Below are 18492 nucleotides of genomic sequence, written 5' to 3'. Positions count from 1 at the left end.
CGCAGCCAAAATTAAAGAATTTTTGCGAAAGGAAAGACTCTTTCTTTGTGCAATATCCTGTTTTTAGAAAAAATTAAAAATCAAGAAGATCAAAAAGTACATTAAAATATTTTTAAGTTTAATTATTGGGTTAATTCTCCTCTTACTATTGTTAGGAATTGCTCTTTCAACTTCTTTCGTTCAAACTAAAATTGCACATTATGTTACCCAGAACTTAAATAATGATTTTGGGGTTGATATCAATGTGGGGACCGCTAAAATAAATATTTTTGGAGGTGTTAAATTGAGAGAGGTTTTAATTAGAGACCATCATAAAGATACTTTGATTTACAGTGAAATCCTTAATACAAATATTTTAGATGTCAAAAAGTTATTAGATGGTGATTTGATGTTTGGTGATATCAGATTAGAAAACCTATTATTTAATTTAAAAACCTATAAGAACGAAGACGATACTAATATTGATGTATTTATAAAATCTTTTGATGACGGAAAACCTTCTACAGGAAAACATACTCTTTTTGAGGCTGATGTTGCAACAATTGTAAATAGTCATTTTATTTTGAGCGACGAAAATAGAGTAGCTCCCAAAGATGTTGATTTTACCAAGTTAAATGCCCTATTAATAAACTTCAAGTTATACGGGCCAGAAGTTACTTCCGTAATAAAAAAAATGTCGTTTTTGGATCATCGTGGAGTATATGTGTCTGAATTAAATACAAAATTTAGTTATACCAAAAAGCAAATAGTACTCAAGAATTTGGACATCAAAACCAAAGAGTCCATGATTAAAGCAGATATCGTACTGAGTTATAAAATTACTGATTTTGCAGATTTCAACGACAAAGTAAAATTTGAAGGTACAATATATCCGTCATTAGTTTCGTCAAATGACATTCGACCTTTTTACAATGATTTAGGTAAAGATTTGTCTTTTAATTTGGCGACAAAAGTAAAAGGAACCTTGAATAACTTGACCTTGAATAATTTGAGTTTATACGACTCTAAGAATACAAGGTTATTTGGAGCAATCAATTTCAAAAATATTTGGGGGAAACAGCATCAACGCTTTTTGATGGATGCTAATCTTAGTAAATTATCTTCTTCCTATGACAATTTAGTTCAATTGATTCCGAATGTTTTAGGAAAAAAACTACCTATTGAATTAAAAAGAATTGGAAACTTCAATATTAAAGGTAATATCCAGTGGAGCGCCACCGATTTGGACGCTGATTTTTCAATGATTACAGACATCGGAGATGTGAAGTCAGACTTGAGTATCAATCAAATTGACTTTATAGATAAAGCTTCATACAATGGAAATGTAGTGACCAAAGATTTTGACTTAGGGATTTTTCTTGATGAGAAAGATTTAGGTAAAGTGACCATGGATGTAGAGATTGAAGGCGTTGGTTTTACCAAAAAATATTTAGATACGGGTGTAAAAGGAGTAGTTTCTAAGATTTATTATAATAAGTATAACTATAGAAATATAGCCGTAAATGGTAATTTTAAGCCCCCCTATTATAGAGGTAAAGTAAATGTTGACGATCCTAATCTAAATATGGATTTTGATGGTTTGGTCGATTTAAGTAAAAAAGACAGTAAATATGACTTTCATATAGATGTTAGAAATGCTGATTTTCATAAATTGAATTTTGTAAATGATACTATTTCTAATTTTAAAGGGGATGTTATTGTTCAAGTTGATGGTAATACGATTGAAAATTTACAGGGAAATGTATATTTTAAAAACACCTCTTATCAGAATGAAAAAGATATTTATACGTTCAATGACTTTTCAATCAATTCTAATTTTGATGCAGGTAAAATTAGAACAATTACCTTAAATTCTCCGGACATTGTTGAAGGTGAAATTGTAGGGAGGTTTAAATTTAGTGAGTTAGGGGTTTTAGTTAGGAACTCGATCGGTAGCTTGTACACCAACTTTAAACCGGAGCCAGTTAATAAGGGACAATTTTTAAAATTTAATTTTTCAGTATATAATAAAATCATCGAAATATTTTATCCAAATATAACGATTGGATCAAATACGGTTATTAAGGGGAGTATTAAATCAGATTCTCAGGAATTTAAACTTAATTTTAATTCACCTAAGATTGTTGCGGATGATAATACATTTGATAATATTAGAATTGCAATAGATAACAAAAATCCTTTGTATAATGCTTATTTAGAATTAGATAGTATTAAAACTAAATATTATAAAATACGCGATTTTAGTTTGATAAACGTGACCAATAAAGATACCTTGTTTTTTAGGTCAGAGTTTAAAGGAGGGTCAAAAGGAGAAGATTATTTCAATTTGAATTTATACCATACTATCAATAAGGAAAATGAAAATGTTGTAGGGATTAGCAAATCTGAATTAAAAATTAAAGACAATCTATGGTTTTTGAACGAAAAAGAGACAGCAGATAATCAAATTGTCTTTGATAAGCTATTGAAGAATTTTTCTATCAATAATATTATTTTATCACATGAAAATCAGGAAATTATTCTAAAAGGAAAAACAGGCGGTAAAACCAACAAAGATTTAAAATTGAGTTTTAAAGATGTTGATTTGTTTAAGATTACTCCTGCTGATGATAAGTTTGTTTTTAAGGGAAATTTAAATGGAGAAGTTAATTTTTTTCAAAATAATACGGTATATAAACCTACAGCCGCATTGGTAATAGATCATTTGAATATTAACGAAACTGATTTAGGGGTTTTAAAGTTTGAAATTGAAGGAGACCAAAACCTGGAAAAATTTTCAATTGATTCCTATTTGGAGAATAAAAATCTAGAATCGTTCAACGCAAAAGGAAATTTTACAATTGTAGGTAAAGAAGCGGCCTTAGATTTGGATTTAAAATTGGATAAATTTAATCTAGGAATTTTAAGTTCCCTTGGAGGTAGTGTTTTATCAAATATAAGAGGATTTGTTTCAGGGAATTCACATATAGGAGGAACGGTTAATCAGCCTAAAATTAGTGGACGACTTTTTGTAGATGGAGCAGGACTAACAATTCCATACTTAAATGTTGATTATAAATTGGCGGAGGGTTCTATAGTGGACTTATTAGACGAGAGCTTCCTGTTAAGAAATAATATACTCACAGATTCTAAATTTGGTACTAAAGGAGTATTGAGAGGAAGTATTCAGCATGATAAATTTATGGATTGGAAATTAGATTTAGCTATCAATTCCAAACGATTGTTAGTTCTAGATACTCAAGATAGTGAAGATGCAGCATATTATGGAACTGCATTTATTGACGGAAATGCTAGTATTACAGGACCTACAAACGGTTTGTTTATAAAAGTGGAAGCTAAGTCAGAGAAGGGGTCTGCTTTGAAAATCCCAATAAATCAAGCAGAAAGCCTTGGTGATAATAGTCTATTACATTTTTTAAGTGCAAAAGAAAAAAGTAATATCAAGAAAGGGATTTTAGATAATTCTAGAAATTATAAAGGATTAGAGTTAGAGTTTGATTTAGATATAACACCTGATGCAGAAGTAGAAGTGATTTTAGACCGAAATTCAGGACACGGAATGAAAGGTAAGGGGTACGGGTCGTTATTATTCAAAATTAATACTTTAGGGAAATTCAATATGTGGGGGAATTTTCAAGCCTATGAAGGTTCTTATAATTTCAAATATGGAGGTCTTATTGATAAGAAATTTGATGTAAAAAAAGGAGGATCTATTTCTTGGGAAGGAAATCCAATGCGTGCTCAGTTGAATTTAGAAGCCGTATATAAAACCATTGCGAATCCGGCGGTACTTTTAGAAAATTCTTCTTTTAATAGAAAAGTACCCGTGAATGTGATTATTGGTATTAAGGGAGATTTAGCTAGTCCCGAACCTGATTTTAATATTGAGTTCCCTACCGTTAGTAATGTGTTGAAATCTGAAATTCAATATAAGTTATATGATAAGGATGTTAGACAAACTCAAGCGTTGTATTTACTATCTTCAGGAGGTTTTTTAAGTTCAGAAGGAGTGAATCAATCTGATTTTTCAGGAAGTTTGTTTGAAACGGCTTCTAGTTTGTTAGGAGGGATTATAAGAACTGATGATGATAAATTTAAAGTTGGTTTTAATTATGTATCAGCTGACAAACGTATTGGTCAAGAAACTGATGGTAGAGTAGTAGCTACTATTTCTTCAAAAATAAATGAAAGATTTACTATTAATGGTAAAGTAGGGGTTCCATTTGGAGGAATCAATGAATCAGCAGTTGTAGGTGACTTAGAAGTACAATACAGAGTCAATGATGACGGTACTTTAAACTTACGAATCTTTAATCGTGAAAATGATGTTAACTATATAGGACAAGGTATTGGTTATACGCAAGGATTAGGGGTTTCTTATGAGGTGGATTTTGATACGTTCCGAGAATTGGTAAATAAAATATTTAAAAATCAAAAGTCAAATTCAACAATTCAATACATTGACCAGTTTCAAGATTCAAATTTAGCACCTGAATACATTAATTTTTCTAAACAAAAAGAACCAAAACCAGTAGAATCAAAACCCAATAGGGAGGCAATTGTACCTGATGAAGAATAAGTTGTAGATAGAAAATTCAGGATTGTTGTTTTTATTTAAAAATTTTCAAATTATGATTAATTGTTAGTTAAACATGAAAAAAATAGATTTATGTTAGTTAAACTGATTTTTTTTTGTTTTTTTGAAAACTTATTAACGAAAACGTTTGAATTTACTGAGGTTGAGTAATTTAGTATTTCATAAGGTTGAAAAGTGCGATATGTTTCTTAAATTTACGACTTAAACTAAAAACAATGTCAAATAAGATTAATAAAATAGGAGTTTTGACTTCAGGTGGTGATTCACCTGGAATGAATGCTGCTATTCGTTCTGTTGTTAGAACTTGTGCTTATCATAAAATTGAGTGTGTAGGTATTTATAGAGGTTACCAAGGAATGATTGAAGGTGATTTTGCCGAAATGGGTCCACGTTCAGTAAATAATATTGTGAATAAAGGAGGTACTATTTTAAAATCAGCACGTTCAACTGAATTTAGAACAACAGAAGGTCGTAAAAAAGCACACGAACAATTGCTAAAAGCTGGTATTGATGCTTTGGTAGTAATTGGAGGAGACGGAACCTTTACAGGAGGATTACTTTTTAATTCAGAGTATAATTTTCCAATAATTGGAATTCCAGGAACAATTGATAACGATATTTTTGGTACAAGTCATACACTTGGTTATGATACTGCTTTAAATACTGTTGTAGAATGTATTGATAAAATTAGAGATACCGCTATTTCTCACAACCGTCTATTCTTTGTAGAGGTTATGGGTAGAGATGCTGGTCATATTGCATTAAATGCAGGAATTGGAGCTGGAGCTGAAGAAATATTGATTCCTGAAGAAAAATTAGGTTTAGATAGACTTTTAGAGTCTTTGAAAAAGAGTAAAGCATCAGGTAAATCATCTAGTATTGTTGTAATTGCTGAAGGGGATAAAATTGGTAAAACGGTTTTTGAACTAAAAGATTATGTTGAGGCTAATTTGCCTGAATATGATGTAAGAGTATCTGTTTTAGGTCACATGCAAAGAGGAGGTTCTCCTTCATGTTTTGACAGAGTTTTGGCGAGCCGTTTAGGTGTGAAGGCTGTAGAGTCTTTAATGGAAGGTAAATCAAACTACATGGTAGGTTTACAAAATAATAAAGTGGAGTTGACACCATTGGAACAAGCTATTAAATCAAAATCAGAAATTGATATTGAATTATTACGCGTTTCAGATATTATGTCAACATAATACATAAGAAAAAAAATAAACAATAATAATTAAATAAAGAAGAAATGTCAAAAGTAAAATTAGGAATAAACGGATTCGGTAGAATTGGTAGAATTGTATTTAGAGAGTCTTTTAATAGAGATAATGTAGAGGTTGTAGCAATCAACGATTTATTAGATGTTGATCACTTAGCTTACTTATTAAAATATGATTCAGTTCACGGTCGTTTTAATGGAACTGTTGAAGTTAAAGAAGGACAACTTTTTGTAAACGGAAAAAACATCCGTATTACTGCAGAAAGAAACCCTGCTGACTTAAAATGGAATGAAGTTGATGTTGATGTTGTTGCTGAATGTACTGGTTTCTTCACAACTGTTGAAACTGCAAATGAGCACATCAAAGGTGGTGCTAAAAAAGTAATCATTTCTGCTCCTTCTGCTGATGCTCCAATGTTTGTAATGGGAGTAAACCATACGGAAGCTAAAGCTTCTGATTTGATCGTTTCTAATGCATCTTGTACTACAAACTGTTTAGCTCCTTTAGCTAAAGTTATCAATGATAATTTTGGAATTGTTGAAGCGTTAATGACTACAGTTCATGCTACGACTTCTACTCAAATGACTACTGATGGTCCTTCTAGAAAAGACTGGAGAGGTGGACGTGCTGCATCTTGTAACATTATCCCATCTTCTACAGGAGCTGCAAAAGCTGTTGGAAAAGTAATTCCTGAGTTGAATGGAAAATTAACTGGTATGGCTTTCCGTGTTCCTACAACAGACGTTTCTGCAGTAGATTTAACGGTAAAAGTAGCAAAAGAAACTTCTTACGAAGAAATCATGGCTACATTGAAAAAAGCTTCTGAAACTACAATGAAAGGTGTTTTAGGATTTACTGAAGATTTAGTTGTTTCTCAAGATTTTGTTGGTGATTCAAGAACTTCTATTATTGATGCTAATGCAGGAATTGGATTGAATTCTACTTTTTTCAAAATCATCTCTTGGTATGATAATGAGTATGGATACTCTAGTAAATTAATTGATTTATCTGTACATATTACAGGTTTAAAATAATCAATTGATTGAAATTTTATAATAAAAATCCCGTTTTTTTAACAATTAACGGGATTTTTTTATATTCAATAAATAAATTATCTTTCATAAAAATATAATAACCATAAAAAACCAAAACGCATGAGATTATTAGTGGATAGTGGTTCAACCAAAGCAGATTGGATTGCGATTGATGATGAAGGTAAAGTTTTATTTACCACACAAACTTTAGGTTTGAATCCAGAGGTACTAAGTAAGGAAGTCATAATTGAACGTATTAATGATCGTTTTGATATTGAGCAAAATAAAGATAAAGCAACACATTTGTATTTTTATGGAGCTGGTTGTGGAACAGATAGAATGAAAAGTTCACTTTCAACAATTTTCAAGGAATATTTTTCTAATGCTACCACAGTTGTAGTTGAAGAAGATACCTATGCAGCAGTATATGCAACGACTCCTAAAGATGAGAAAGCAATAGTATGTATCCTTGGTACTGGATCTAATTGTAGTTATTTTGATGGTAAAATATTACATCAAAAAGTACAGTCTTTAGGCTATATTATCATGGATGATTGTAGTGGTAATGTTTTTGGAAAAGAATTAATACGTAAATATTATTTCAATAAAATGCCTAAAGAATTAGCGGTTGAATTTGAAAAAGAATATAATTTAGAGCCAGATTTTTTAAAGGCAAAATTATACAAAGAACCAAACCCTAATGCTTATATGGCGACATTTGCTAAATTCTTAATTCAGCATAAAGACACCGAGTTTTGTAAAAAAATTATTTTCAAAGGAATGAAATCTTTTGTGAAAAATTATGTAAAACAGTACGATAATTGCAAAGAAGTTCCCGTTCATTTCGTAGGTTCTATTGCCTACTATTTGAGAGAAGAATTACAAATTACTTTTGATAAATACGGACTTCAATTAGGGAATGTACTAAGAAGACCAATAGATGGTTTAATCGCACATCATTCTGAAAATAAATAATTTTTATGGAAATAGCAATAATAGCACACGATGGTAAAAAAGTAGATATGGTTCAGTTTTTGAATAAAAATATTAAAATTTTACAAACGGAGAAAATTAGAATCATCGCTACAGGGACTACTGGTGGTAAGGCTGAAAAAGCTGGTTTTAAAGTTAAAAAAATGCTCTCTGGGCCATTGGGTGGGGATGCTCAAATTGCCGCAAGAGTAGCGGAGGGAAAAACTAAAATGGTTTTGTTTTTTAAAGACCCTTTAGCAAGTCATGCACACGAAGTAGATATCAATATGTTGCTTAGAGTATGTGATGTGCACAATGTGCCTATTGCAACCAATGAAGCTTCGGCACAGTTGTTATTGAATGCAATTACTATAGCATTGCAATCATAGAAATTTCAACATTTACATTTTTTGGCAAACCTGCCACTTGAACCGTTTCACGAGCTGGAGCGGTTTTTTCATTTAGATAAGAACCGTATACTGTATTGATGCTCCCAAAATCATTCATATTAGTGATGAAAATAGTAGCTTTTACAACATTTTCAAAGGTCATATTTGCAGCTTTAAGTATCGCTTTTAAGTTCTCCATTACTTGTATGGTTTCTACTTCTATACTATTGGTAGTTATATCACCAGTTTCTGGGTTAATGGCAATTTGACCTGAAATGTACAAAGTATCATTATGTAATATGCCTTGACTATAAGGTCCAATTGGTGCAGGAGCTTCTGCTGTGAAAATTATTGTTTTCATAATGAAAGTATTTTTAAGAAATAAATGGCAATCATTTTTTTTACTAAAATAGTGTGTTAAAGATAAAAAAATATATTTATTAACGTGTTGTAGTAGTACTATTCTTGTCCCACTTAATGTCGCTAAGGATTCCTGATTTTATTCCAATAAAGAAATTCCAATTAGCATTAGTTCCAAATGGTGTCCAGTTAACACTCATTCTCCAGCTCGACAAGTCTCTCTCTAAGCGTAATTGTGTGTAGGTAACTCCTTTTTGAACAAAATCATAACCTGTAGAAATTCCAATTTTCCACTTTGGTGTCAAATCAGTATTAGCAGAAATCATTAATGAATTTCCAGAAAACGTTTTTTCTCGATTCGTATTGCTATAAGTTAAGGAATAGGCAAAAGTCATGTCCCATGGTATTTTAGATTTAAAAAATTCAGACACGACATCCTCACCTTTTTCTTCACTACCATCAAAAAGACTCTTTTTGTTATTGCCAAGGTCAGAAGCTGAACCAAAAAGATCATCCTCCCTTCCACCATTTCTTTGAGTTTGAGAATCCTTTTCTTTGTCATTCTTATCGCTATCCTTACTAGAAAGCGAATAATTGATAGTCATATTAGCACTTGTCATTCTGAATAAACTACCACCGTTATCAATATTAAAAGTGTTAATTCTATTTCCTGAATTGTCAATAGCGTAGGGGTCAAGTGTAGTACCAAAATTAACAATCATTTTATCTTTAAATAATTGCGTTCCACCGCTAACTCTTACAGGAGACCAAGCTAAACTAGTTACTCCATCTGCATTTAAGTCGTAACTGGTAGATAAATTTAGATTATTAAGTAACATTATCTTTTTAGCTTCAGTTTTAGTGCTATCTCTGTCTGTTACTTTGGCTTCAAAAGTGTTGCTTAAACTGAAACCTAGATTGCTTGATTTTGTGAGTCCAGGAGCGCCATATATACCGTCTTCAAATCTTGAATATTGTGCGGTAGTCCCGGTAGCATCTGTTGCGTAGGTATCATAGTATTTTTCAAAACTAGGAGTATAACTATAGGAAAGTGAAGGACGCATGACGTGTCTTAGCGATTTTATTTTTTTATCTTCACCAAAATTAAAAGTACCATAAATTGTAGTCCCTAAGCTTGATGAAAAGGAGTAGGTTCTATAGGCATCAAAACCATTTTGAAGCTCGCTAACAACTGCACTTTGGTCAGTGTCATAACTTTTTTTGATTGTTTTGGCATACCAAACTTCTTCATAATTTGCAGAAGTGGAAGCACTGAAATATTTGAATAACTTAAAGTTTGTACTAAGAGGGATACTGTGTTGTGCTCCTATTTTAGCATTGTCAAACATTTGTGGTTTAAAAAATAAAGAATCAGTAGTGGTAAAACTATTTTTTCCGTTCAAATTGTATTGCAGGTTGATATTCTTGATAAACCCTTTTTTAGTGTCATTTTTACCCGCAAACGGATAGATTCTATCTACACTTAATTGTAGTGTAGGTAATGTCATATCTATAGTTTCTGTCTGTGTGTTTTGTGAATGTGTTGCTGTAAGAGACATTCTAACCTCAGGAACACTGTTGAATGTTTTTGAGTACGAAACAGATGAACTTAAAGTGTTGTTTAGTCTAGAGCCAATATTAGATTGATTGATAGATTGGTTAAAATATTTACTACTACCAAGGTTGACTGAGGCAGAAAAGCTAGAATTAGGATTTGCTTTTGTATCTCTAGAGTGAGACCATTGAATGTTGTAAATTTTTTGTTTTGAATAATCTGGATAACCTCTTTCGCTAGAAATTAAATTTTCATATCTAAAATTGAAATTCCCTCTAAATTGGTAGCGCTTGGCATAAGCAGACTCAAATCGCAATCCATAACTACCATTAGTATAGTAGTCTCCAATAGCAGTTAAGTCATAGTTATCGCTTAACGCAAAATAATATCCTCCATTTTGCAATGAAAAACCTCGGGTATTAGAGTCGTTGTAACTAGGTAGTATTACTCCTGAAACATTAGTTTCTTTGCTCATTGGGAAATAAGCAAAGGGAAATGCTATTGGCGTAGGAACATTGGCAATAACCATATGTGTCATCCCAGTAATTACTTTTTTTCCAGGTATAAATTTCACTTTACTGGTTTGGAAGTAATATTCAGGGTTATCCACGTTAGTTGAAGTGGTAAATCGAGCGCCTTTTAGAAAATAAACCGAATCATTTTCTTTTTTGGTAATACTAGCTTTTACTTTAAATTCTCCTTGTTCCGTTCTTGAATTCCAAATTAAAGCCTTTTTTGATTTAAAGTTAAAGCGAATGGAGTCAGGTTCAATAACATTTTCGCCCTGTTTGAAATTAGGATATTGTGTAAATTTACCCGTTGAGTCTTTAATTCTACCAGCATAAACTTCATTTTTTTCATAGTTTAAAACGATGATGCCCGATTTCAGTTCTATATCTTGATAGTAAAGTTCAGCTTGATCGTAAAGGGTGATCAATTTTTTTTTCTGATCAATTTTAGCGTATTTATTGGCTTTGTATTTTACAATTCCGTCTAAAAAAGGTTTTTGTGTTTTGATAGTATCCCTTTTTTTTAGGGTATCAGAAACTTTAGTTATTACTGATTTGTCTTTAATAGTAGTTTTTGGTACAGTATCTGCTTGTTTTATAATAGGAATAGCCCTTGGCTTTTTTGGCAAATCTTGAGAGTATAAATTATTATATCCAAGTGTAAGGATAAATGATAATAAAACGATATTAAATAAGTTTGTCTGCAAAGGTTTAAATACTATTTTTGTAAAAAATTATGGCTCGCTATTTGAAGTGGCAAACTTACATATTATTTTTTTCCAAAAATAATCAATTGCCCAAATTATAACGATAGCTTTTTAATTAAATTAACTTTATAATTTATGAACGTTTTGAATAAAATTAAAGTAATTTTTACATTTCTTGTAATAGTTTCATCATTATCAGCTTATAGTCAATCTAATATCTTTAAAGTGACATTAGATGCAGGCCATGGTGGTCATGATTTTGGGGCTGTTTATAGTGGACGTGTAGAGAAAAATGTTGCTTTAGCAATTGTCCTTAAAGTTGGAGAAATGCTTGAGGCATATCCAAGAATCAATGTTAATTATACCAGAAAAACGGATGTTTTTATTGATTTAGTCGAAAGAGCTAATATTGCCAATAGAGAAAATGCTAGCATATTTGTTTCTATTCATTGTAATGCTAACAAAAACACAGCTGCTCTTGGAACTGAGACCTATGTAATGGGTATGAATAAAATTAGTTCAAACATGGAAGTGGCTAAAAAGGAAAACTCTGTTATTACTTTAGAGAAAGATTATAAGAGAAAATATGAGGGATTTGACCCTAATTCTCCTGAAACTATGATTGGGATGATGTTGATGCAAGAAGAATATTTAGAAAATAGTATTTCTTTGGCAAGTAAAATAGAAGATGAATTTGATAAAATCGGAAAGATAATACGAGGAGGAGGAGTGAAGCAAGCCCCATTTATGGTTCTTCATAAGGCTTATATGCCTAGGGTTTTAATTGAAACGGGTTTTATTTCGAATCCTTCTGAAGGGGTGTATTTAGATTCTGAAAACGGACAAAGAGAAATTGCAAGGTCTATTACTAATGCAATTATTAGGTATAAAAATGAATATTATGGTAATGGTTCGGAGCCTGTAGAAACGCTGAAATCGGCTCCTAAGGTGGTGAACAAACCTGTAGCAAAAGATACCACCAGTCCAGTAACAAGAATTATAGAAGGCGTTAAATCAAATGCTGGAGTAAATCAATCTTCTGCCGATACTGTTTTTAAAGTTCAAATCTCAGCGATAAGTAAAAAAATTCCTTTAATTGCCAAAAATTTTAAAGGCTTAAATGAAATTTCAGTGAATTATGAAGATAGTTTATACCGTTATATGTATGGGGATACTAAAGATTATAATGAGGCTAAAAAATTATTAGATGAGGCTAAGTCAAAGGGTTATGAGTTTGCATTTATAACTGCTTTTGTAGGAGGTAAAAAAGTTAGTGTTCAAGAAGCTATTAAATAAAGTTAGGTTCTGAATATTTTATATTAAATTTGTACAAAATTCATACATTTTGAAATTAACAAGAGAGATTAAAACGGCAATCTTAGTAATTGCATCTATTTTATTATTTATTTGGGGATACAGTTTCTTAAAAGGGAGAGATCTGTTTACTAGTTACAAGACTTTCTATGTAGAATATGAAAATGTAGAAGGCTTAGCAAAGTCAGCACCTATTACTTTGAATGGACTAGTGATCGGAAAAATAAATAAAATTTCTATCAATCCTATTACAGGGAAATTGTTAGTAGAATTTCAGGTTAAAACCGATTTCCCTATATCTAAATCAAGTTCAGCAGTTATATATGAACCCGGATTTATAGGAGGAAAGCAAATTGCTATTGAGCCAAATTTTGAAGATAAAATTTTAGCAGAGTCTGGTGACAAATTCAATGGGAACGTTCGATTAGGTCTTACACAAAAAATTGGCGATCAATTAGTTCCGCTACAAGTTAAAATTGAGAAATTGTTAATTAATGCAGATCAATTAATTTCGGGACTTAATAATGTTTTAGACAAAAAAGGACAGGATGACTTGAAGAAAAGTTTAGCTGAATTAAGTGAAACTATGGAACAATTTCACAAAGCTTCTGCTAACGTGAATACTATTTTAGATGATAATAAAGGTCAAATTAAAGGAATGGTAACAAACTTTAATAAAATTTCCGACGATTTTTCTAAAATTTCCGATTCAATCAATAAGGCTAATATTGGTAAAACCATTAAAAGTTTAAATTCAACATTAGGAAAAGTTAATGGTATAATGACTGGTTTAGAATCAGGAAAAGGGACCATGGGTAAATTGTTTAAAGATGAAGCTTTATACACGAATTTCTCTAAATCGTCCAAAGAGTTAGAATTGCTTTTACAAGATCTAAGGTTAAACCCTACTCGATATGTAAATGTTTCTCTTTTTGGAAAAAAGAATAAACCTTATAAAGCTCCTGTAAAAGATACTCTTTCCATTAATAAAAACGAATAGTATGAACTATTTAGATAATATAATTTTTGCGGTATTACTCGTGCTTGGTTTTGGTTATTTTTTTATCAATATAAAAAAAATAAGCCGAAATATCAATCTAGGTAAAGCTGTTGACCGTACCGATAATTCTAATATTCGTTGGAAAAACATGGCAATGATTGCTTTAGGTCAGTCAAAAATGGTCAAAAGACCTATTGCGGGAATCCTTCACATCATTGTTTATGTAGGTTTTGTTATTATCAATATCGAATTGTTAGAAATAATCATTGATGGATTATTTGGAACACATAGAATCTTTTCTTCTTTAGGAACTCTCTATGGTGTTTTAATCGGATCTTTTGAAATATTAGCTTTTCTTGTTTTAGTAGCAGTGACTGTCTTTTGGATTAGAAGAAATGTTATCAAACTAAAACGTTTTATCAATCCTGATCTAAAAGGTTTTCCTAAAAATGATGCCAATTATATTCTTTATTTTGAAATGGTCTTGATGACACTTTTCTTAGTGATGAATGCCACCGATGTTCATTTTCAATTGAGTAACTCTGGAAATGTAATTTCACAATTTATAGCGCCAATCTTTACTGGTATTTCTGATAATTCTCTTCATCTAATCGAAAGAACAGCATGGTGGTTGCACATTTCTGGAATACTAATTTTCTTGAATTATTTATATTTTTCAAAACATCTTCATATTTTATTAGCATTTCCTAATACCTATTTTGCAGATTTGAATCCGTTAGGGCAATTGGATAACCTAGAAGCCGTAACCAAGGAAGTTAAGCTAATGATGGACCCTAATGCTGATCCATATGCAACACCTCCAGAAGGAGATGTTCATGTTAAATTTGGAGCCAGCGATGTGCAAGATTTGAATTGGGTACAATTATTAAACGCTTATACTTGTACCGAATGTGGAAGATGTACTTCCGTTTGTCCTGCAAATCAAACAGGGAAAAAGTTGTCTCCTCGTAAAATTATGATGGACACTAGAGACCGTTTGGAAGAAGTAGGGAAGAATATTGATACCAACAAAGGCCTTTTTATTCCGGATAATAAATCCTTATTAAACGATTACATCACTCCTGAGGAATTATGGGCGTGTACCTCATGTAATGCTTGTGTGGAAGAATGTCCAATAAGTATTAGTCCATTGTCAATTATCATAGATATGCGTCGTTATTTAGTAATGGAACAAAGCGCGGCTCCTATGCCATTGAATGCAATGATGACCAATGTTGAAAATAACGGTGCTCCTTGGCAATACAATCAACAAGATCGATTGAATTGGAAGAACGAAATATAGTTGAAAAGTTTAAATGTTTAATCGGTTAATCGGTTAAACGTTTAACCGATTAACCGATTAAACAAAAAACAATGTCAGAAGTTTTAATAGTACCCACAATGGCAGAAATGCTAGCTCAAGGAAAACAACCAGAGGTTTTGTTTTGGGTAGGTTGCGCAGGTAGTTTTGATGATAGAGCCAAAAAAATAACCAAAGCGTTTGTTCGAATTCTAAATCGTGCCAATGTTCCTTTTGCGGTTTTGGGTACAGAAGAAAGTTGTACTGGAGATCCAGCAAAAAGAGCAGGGAATGAGTTTTTGTTCCAAATGCAAGCAATGATGAACATTGAAGTTTTAAATGCTTATGAAGCTAAAAAAATAGTGACGGCTTGTCCGCATTGTTTTAATACTTTGAAAAATGAATATCCTGAACTCGGTGGTCAATACGAAGTAGTACATCATACAGAGTTCTTAAAATCATTATTAGACGATGGAAGATTAACCATCGAAGGAGGACAGTTCAAAGGAAAACGAATTACTTTTCACGACCCTTGCTATTTAGGAAGAGCTAATAAAGTATATGAAGCACCAAGAGATTTAATTCAAAAGTTAGATTCTGAATTGGTCGAAATGAAACGTTCTCGAGCCAATGGATTATGCTGTGGTGCAGGTGGTGCTCAAATGTTCAAAGATGCAGAACCTGGAGACAAAGAGGTGAATGTGTTAAGAACCGAAGACGCCTTAGAAACTACTCCAGAAATCATAGCCACAGGTTGTCCTTTTTGCAACACCATGATGACAGACGGAATAAAGAATAAAGAAAAAGAAGGTGATGTAAAAGTGATGGATATTGCTGAGTTGATTGCCAATGCACAGGATTTGTAATTTAGTTATCAGTACAGAATCATTATTGAAGAAGTTTCACTTTAACTAGCTAGTTAATAGAATGATGAGTCTTTCTAAATCAGGAATCTCCATTCGATAATCATAAATCTAAAATAAATCTAAATCCATTCATCAAATAATTTTGAATTATGAGATGAGTAATAAATAATAGAGAAATACCATGTACGTACCTTTTGAAAATTTACCCGAAGAATCTAGAATTTGGATTTACCAATCCAATAGAAAGTTTTCGGATGCAGAGATGGCGGATATAGAAACAGATTTGCTAGCATTTCTAGAAGGTTGGGCTGCTCACGGAACTAGTTTAGAATCTTCGTACCAATTAAAATACAATAGATTCATCATATTAGCAGTGAATCCAGAAGTACAAGCTGCAACTGGTTGTTCTATTGATTCCTCAGTAGTATTTATTCAAAGCTTAGAGAAAAAATACAACGTTGACTTGTTAGACAAAATGAACGTAACCTTCAAGCAAGGGGAACACATTGCACATAAACCATTAATTGATTTTAAGAAAATGGTTAAAGACAAATCAGTTACCGAAAATACGATTGTCTTCAATAACCTGATCAATAATGTTCAAGAATTCAATGAATCTTGGGAAGTGGAAGCAATGGACAGTTGGCATAGTCGTTTCTTTTAATAGTAACAGTATATAAAGTATAAAAGAGGCCGAAAAGCCTCTTTTTCTGTTTTAAGTTAAGTTGCTATATGTGATCACTAGTTTTGATGTAAAAAATTAAACACCTGTAATTGGTGGAGTTATAGATTGTGAACGGTCTGCTTATTATTTTTTTGACCGTGCATACGTTGATTAGGAGCGACTTTTTATGAACCACAAAACCTAAGACTTTTTTTGTGTTTAGAGCAAAATCTAAAAGAATGTATTCTAAAATAGTTGATAAAATAATTGGAATTAAATATGAAAAATAGAAGGTTTTATACTTCAAAATATTATCCAGAAAAGATAAGGAAAGTTGTTTTTTTTGATAATGAAAATAATTAAAACATTAGTGTTTTGCCCCATGATTTTGAATTTCCTGCTCAATATATTGTTTTTCTTTACAAACAAAGATGGGAAGTAGGTTAATTCTTTAAATGGATAAAATAAAAAATATTTAATTATAAAGCACACTGATTAAGGTAGTTAGTGTGTGTTGTAAATATGCTTTAACGGATTTTTTTATTCAAAATCAACTATTTAAAATGTAATACTAAAATTAGATGTACCTTTGCCAACAGTAAAGGAGTGACCTAAATAAATAGTGTTTACTTCATAAACACATTATATGTCATTTAAATCTTTAGGCTTATCTGAAGCCTTGCTAAAAGCTATTAGCAAAAAAGGATACACAACTCCATCACCAATTCAACAAAAAGCTATTCCAGCTGTTTTACAAGGCAAAGATGTATTAGCATCTGCGCAAACAGGTACTGGAAAAACGGCAGGGTTTACGTTACCCGTTTTACACCTACTTTCTGAAAACCCAAAAGAAAAATACAGGCCTATTCGTGCTTTAATTTTAACACCTACTCGTGAGCTTGCAGCACAAGTTTATGCTAACGTAAAAGAGTATAGTGAATTTTTAGATTTACGTAGTGCTGTTATTTTTGGTGGTGTAAACCAGAATCCACAAGCGGCTACTATTCGCCAAGGTGTGGATATTTTGGTGGCTACTCCAGGACGTTTATTAGATTTAGAAAAGCAAGGATTATTATCACTTAAACGTGTTGAAATTTTTGTTTTAGACGAAGCAGACCGAATGCTGGATATGGGTTTTTTGAGAGATATTGAACGTGTTATAAAGATGATGCCAACCAAACGTCAAAATTTGATGTTTTCGGCAACATTTTCTAAGGATATTAAAAAATTAGCACACGGTATTTTACAACACCCAGTTCAGGTAGAAGCCACACCAGAAAACACAACTGTCGACGCTATTGATCAAAAAGTATATAGAGTTGCAAAAGATCTCAAAACAGATTTGATGATTAAGTTGATTTCTGATGGAAATTGGAAACAGGTTTTAGTTTTTACTCGTACGAAACATGGTGCGAATAATCTTTGCGAAAAATTGGAGAAAGCTGGAATTTCAGGTGCCGCAATTCATGGAAACAAAAGTCAAGGAGCTAGAACAAAAGCATTGGCTGGTTTTAAAAACGGAAGCTTACGTGTTTTGGTAGCAACAGATATTGCCGCGCGTGGATTGGATATTCCTTTATTACCACATGTTATTAATTATGAAATTCCAAATATTCCTGAAGATTATGTGCATCGAATAGGAAGAACAGGTAGAGCAGGAGCAAGTGGGGAAGCTTTATCACTAGTAAGTTCTGATGAAACTACTTTTTTAAGAGATATTGAAAAGTTGATTGAAATAAAACTTCCAGTTGAAATCATTAAAGGTTTTGAACCCGATCCAAACGAATCAACAGAACCCGTAAAAATAGGTCGAGGGAGTCAAAATAGAACCCCTAGAAATAACACAAAACCATCTGGAAGCACTAATAAAAATTCTAATAACGATAACAGATCTAGAGCTCCAAAACGCAATACGGATAGGAGAAGTTAAAAGCTCAGACAGCAAATTCTATAAGATAAAAGCATAGCAGTTGACTACCAAAATATTGGTGTTACTGCTATGTTTTTT

Annotated in this window: 13 protein-coding genes; 11 read left to right on the top strand and 2 right to left on the bottom strand. The window is 31.9% G+C overall.

All coding sequences use genetic code 11. The annotated features are described in order from the left end of the window. Positions 1–148: 148 nt before the first annotated feature. The 5 genes from ABZP37_RS13235 (at position 149) to ABZP37_RS13215 (ending at position 8209) form a co-directional block, all read left to right on the top strand. Positions 149–4579 (top strand): translocation/assembly module TamB domain-containing protein, encoded by a 4431-nt coding sequence (locus tag ABZP37_RS13235; protein WP_366183602.1) that lies wholly within the window; start codon positions 149–151, stop codon positions 4577–4579. A 233-nt stretch (positions 4580–4812) separates the two neighbouring features. Next, a complete protein-coding gene (gene pfkA, locus ABZP37_RS13230; RefSeq protein ID WP_366183601.1) occupies positions 4813–5799 on the top strand; it encodes a 6-phosphofructokinase in 987 nt (328 codons plus the stop codon). 44 nt (positions 5800–5843) lie between these two features. After that, a complete protein-coding gene (gene gap, locus ABZP37_RS13225) occupies positions 5844–6848 on the top strand; it encodes a type I glyceraldehyde-3-phosphate dehydrogenase (RefSeq protein ID WP_108741187.1) in 1005 nt (334 codons plus the stop codon). A 120-nt stretch (positions 6849–6968) separates the two neighbouring features. Then, positions 6969–7823: an N-acetylglucosamine kinase gene (locus tag ABZP37_RS13220; protein ID WP_366183600.1), complete on the top strand. Its 855-nt coding sequence runs from the start codon at positions 6969–6971 to the stop codon at positions 7821–7823. A 5-nt stretch (positions 7824–7828) separates the two neighbouring features. Beyond that, on the top strand, positions 7829–8209 hold the full coding sequence (locus ABZP37_RS13215; protein WP_366183599.1) for a methylglyoxal synthase: 381 nt from the start codon (positions 7829–7831) through the stop codon (positions 8207–8209). Here ABZP37_RS13215 and ABZP37_RS13210 read toward each other — a convergent pair. Together ABZP37_RS13210 and ABZP37_RS13205 are read right to left on the bottom strand one after the other, a co-directional pair. Further along, entirely contained in the window at positions 8190–8570 is a 381-nt protein-coding gene (locus ABZP37_RS13210) for a RidA family protein (protein ID WP_366183598.1), read from the bottom strand. The genes ABZP37_RS13215 and ABZP37_RS13210 overlap by 20 nt on opposite strands. 79 nt (positions 8571–8649) lie before the next feature. Then, positions 8650–11340 carry a putative LPS assembly protein LptD gene (locus tag ABZP37_RS13205; protein WP_366183597.1) on the bottom strand — a complete coding sequence of 897 codons (2691 nt, stop codon included), beginning with the start codon at positions 11338–11340 and terminating at the stop codon, positions 8650–8652. A gap of 135 nt (positions 11341–11475) precedes the next feature. On the opposite strand from ABZP37_RS13205, the gene ABZP37_RS13200 reads away from it, so the two are divergent. The 6 genes from ABZP37_RS13200 (at position 11476) to ABZP37_RS13175 (ending at position 18414) form a co-directional block, all read left to right on the top strand. Further along, positions 11476–12636 carry an N-acetylmuramoyl-L-alanine amidase gene (locus ABZP37_RS13200; protein ID WP_366183596.1) on the top strand — a complete coding sequence of 387 codons (1161 nt, stop codon included), beginning with the start codon at positions 11476–11478 and terminating at the stop codon, positions 12634–12636. Positions 12637–12685: 49 nt separating this feature from the next. Continuing rightward, entirely contained in the window at positions 12686–13654 is a 969-nt protein-coding gene (locus ABZP37_RS13195; RefSeq protein ID WP_366183595.1) for an MlaD family protein, read from the top strand. Position 13655: 1 nt separating this feature from the next. Then, positions 13656–14957: a 4Fe-4S dicluster domain-containing protein gene (locus tag ABZP37_RS13190; RefSeq protein ID WP_366183594.1), complete on the top strand. Its 1302-nt coding sequence runs from the start codon at positions 13656–13658 to the stop codon at positions 14955–14957. A gap of 71 nt (positions 14958–15028) precedes the next feature. After that, positions 15029–15820 carry a (Fe-S)-binding protein gene (locus tag ABZP37_RS13185; protein WP_366183593.1) on the top strand — a complete coding sequence of 264 codons (792 nt, stop codon included), beginning with the start codon at positions 15029–15031 and terminating at the stop codon, positions 15818–15820. 181 nt (positions 15821–16001) lie between these two features. Beyond that, the gene (locus ABZP37_RS13180; protein ID WP_366183592.1) at positions 16002–16484 is read left to right on the top strand and encodes an ABC transporter ATPase; all 483 of its coding nucleotides are present in this window, start codon (positions 16002–16004) and stop codon (positions 16482–16484) included. 646 nt (positions 16485–17130) lie between these two features. Continuing rightward, positions 17131–18414, top strand: a complete 1284-nt coding sequence (locus ABZP37_RS13175; protein WP_366183591.1) for a DEAD/DEAH box helicase — start codon at positions 17131–17133, stop codon at positions 18412–18414. The last annotated feature ends 78 nt before the right edge of the window (positions 18415–18492 follow it).

It is taken from the genome of Flavobacterium ovatum, assembly GCF_040703125.1.
In the GTDB taxonomy this organism is placed as follows: Bacteria; Bacteroidota; Bacteroidia; order Flavobacteriales; family Flavobacteriaceae; genus Flavobacterium; species Flavobacterium ovatum.
This window is presented reverse-complemented; position numbering and strand designations above follow the sequence as displayed.

Excerpts from the sequence above, each read along its gene's own strand:
- pfkA (WP_366183601.1), top strand. The coding sequence starts at position 4,813 with ATGTCAAATAAGATTAATAAAATAGGAGTTTTGACTTCAGGTGGTGAT.
- gap (WP_108741187.1), top strand. The coding sequence starts at position 5,844 with ATGTCAAAAGTAAAATTAGGAATAAACGGATTCGGTAGAATTGGTAGA.
- ABZP37_RS13220 (WP_366183600.1), top strand. The coding sequence starts at position 6,969 with ATGAGATTATTAGTGGATAGTGGTTCAACCAAAGCAGATTGGATTGCG.
- ABZP37_RS13215 (WP_366183599.1), top strand. The coding sequence starts at position 7,829 with ATGGAAATAGCAATAATAGCACACGATGGTAAAAAAGTAGATATGGTT.
- ABZP37_RS13210 (WP_366183598.1), bottom strand. The coding sequence starts at position 8,570 with ATGAAAACAATAATTTTCACAGCAGAAGCTCCTGCACCAATTGGACCT.
- ABZP37_RS13200 (WP_366183596.1), top strand. The coding sequence starts at position 11,476 with ATGAACGTTTTGAATAAAATTAAAGTAATTTTTACATTTCTTGTAATA.
- ABZP37_RS13190 (WP_366183594.1), top strand. The coding sequence starts at position 13,656 with ATGAACTATTTAGATAATATAATTTTTGCGGTATTACTCGTGCTTGGT.
- ABZP37_RS13185 (WP_366183593.1), top strand. The coding sequence starts at position 15,029 with ATGTCAGAAGTTTTAATAGTACCCACAATGGCAGAAATGCTAGCTCAA.
- ABZP37_RS13180 (WP_366183592.1), top strand. The coding sequence starts at position 16,002 with ATGTACGTACCTTTTGAAAATTTACCCGAAGAATCTAGAATTTGGATT.
- ABZP37_RS13175 (WP_366183591.1), top strand. The coding sequence starts at position 17,131 with ATGTCATTTAAATCTTTAGGCTTATCTGAAGCCTTGCTAAAAGCTATT.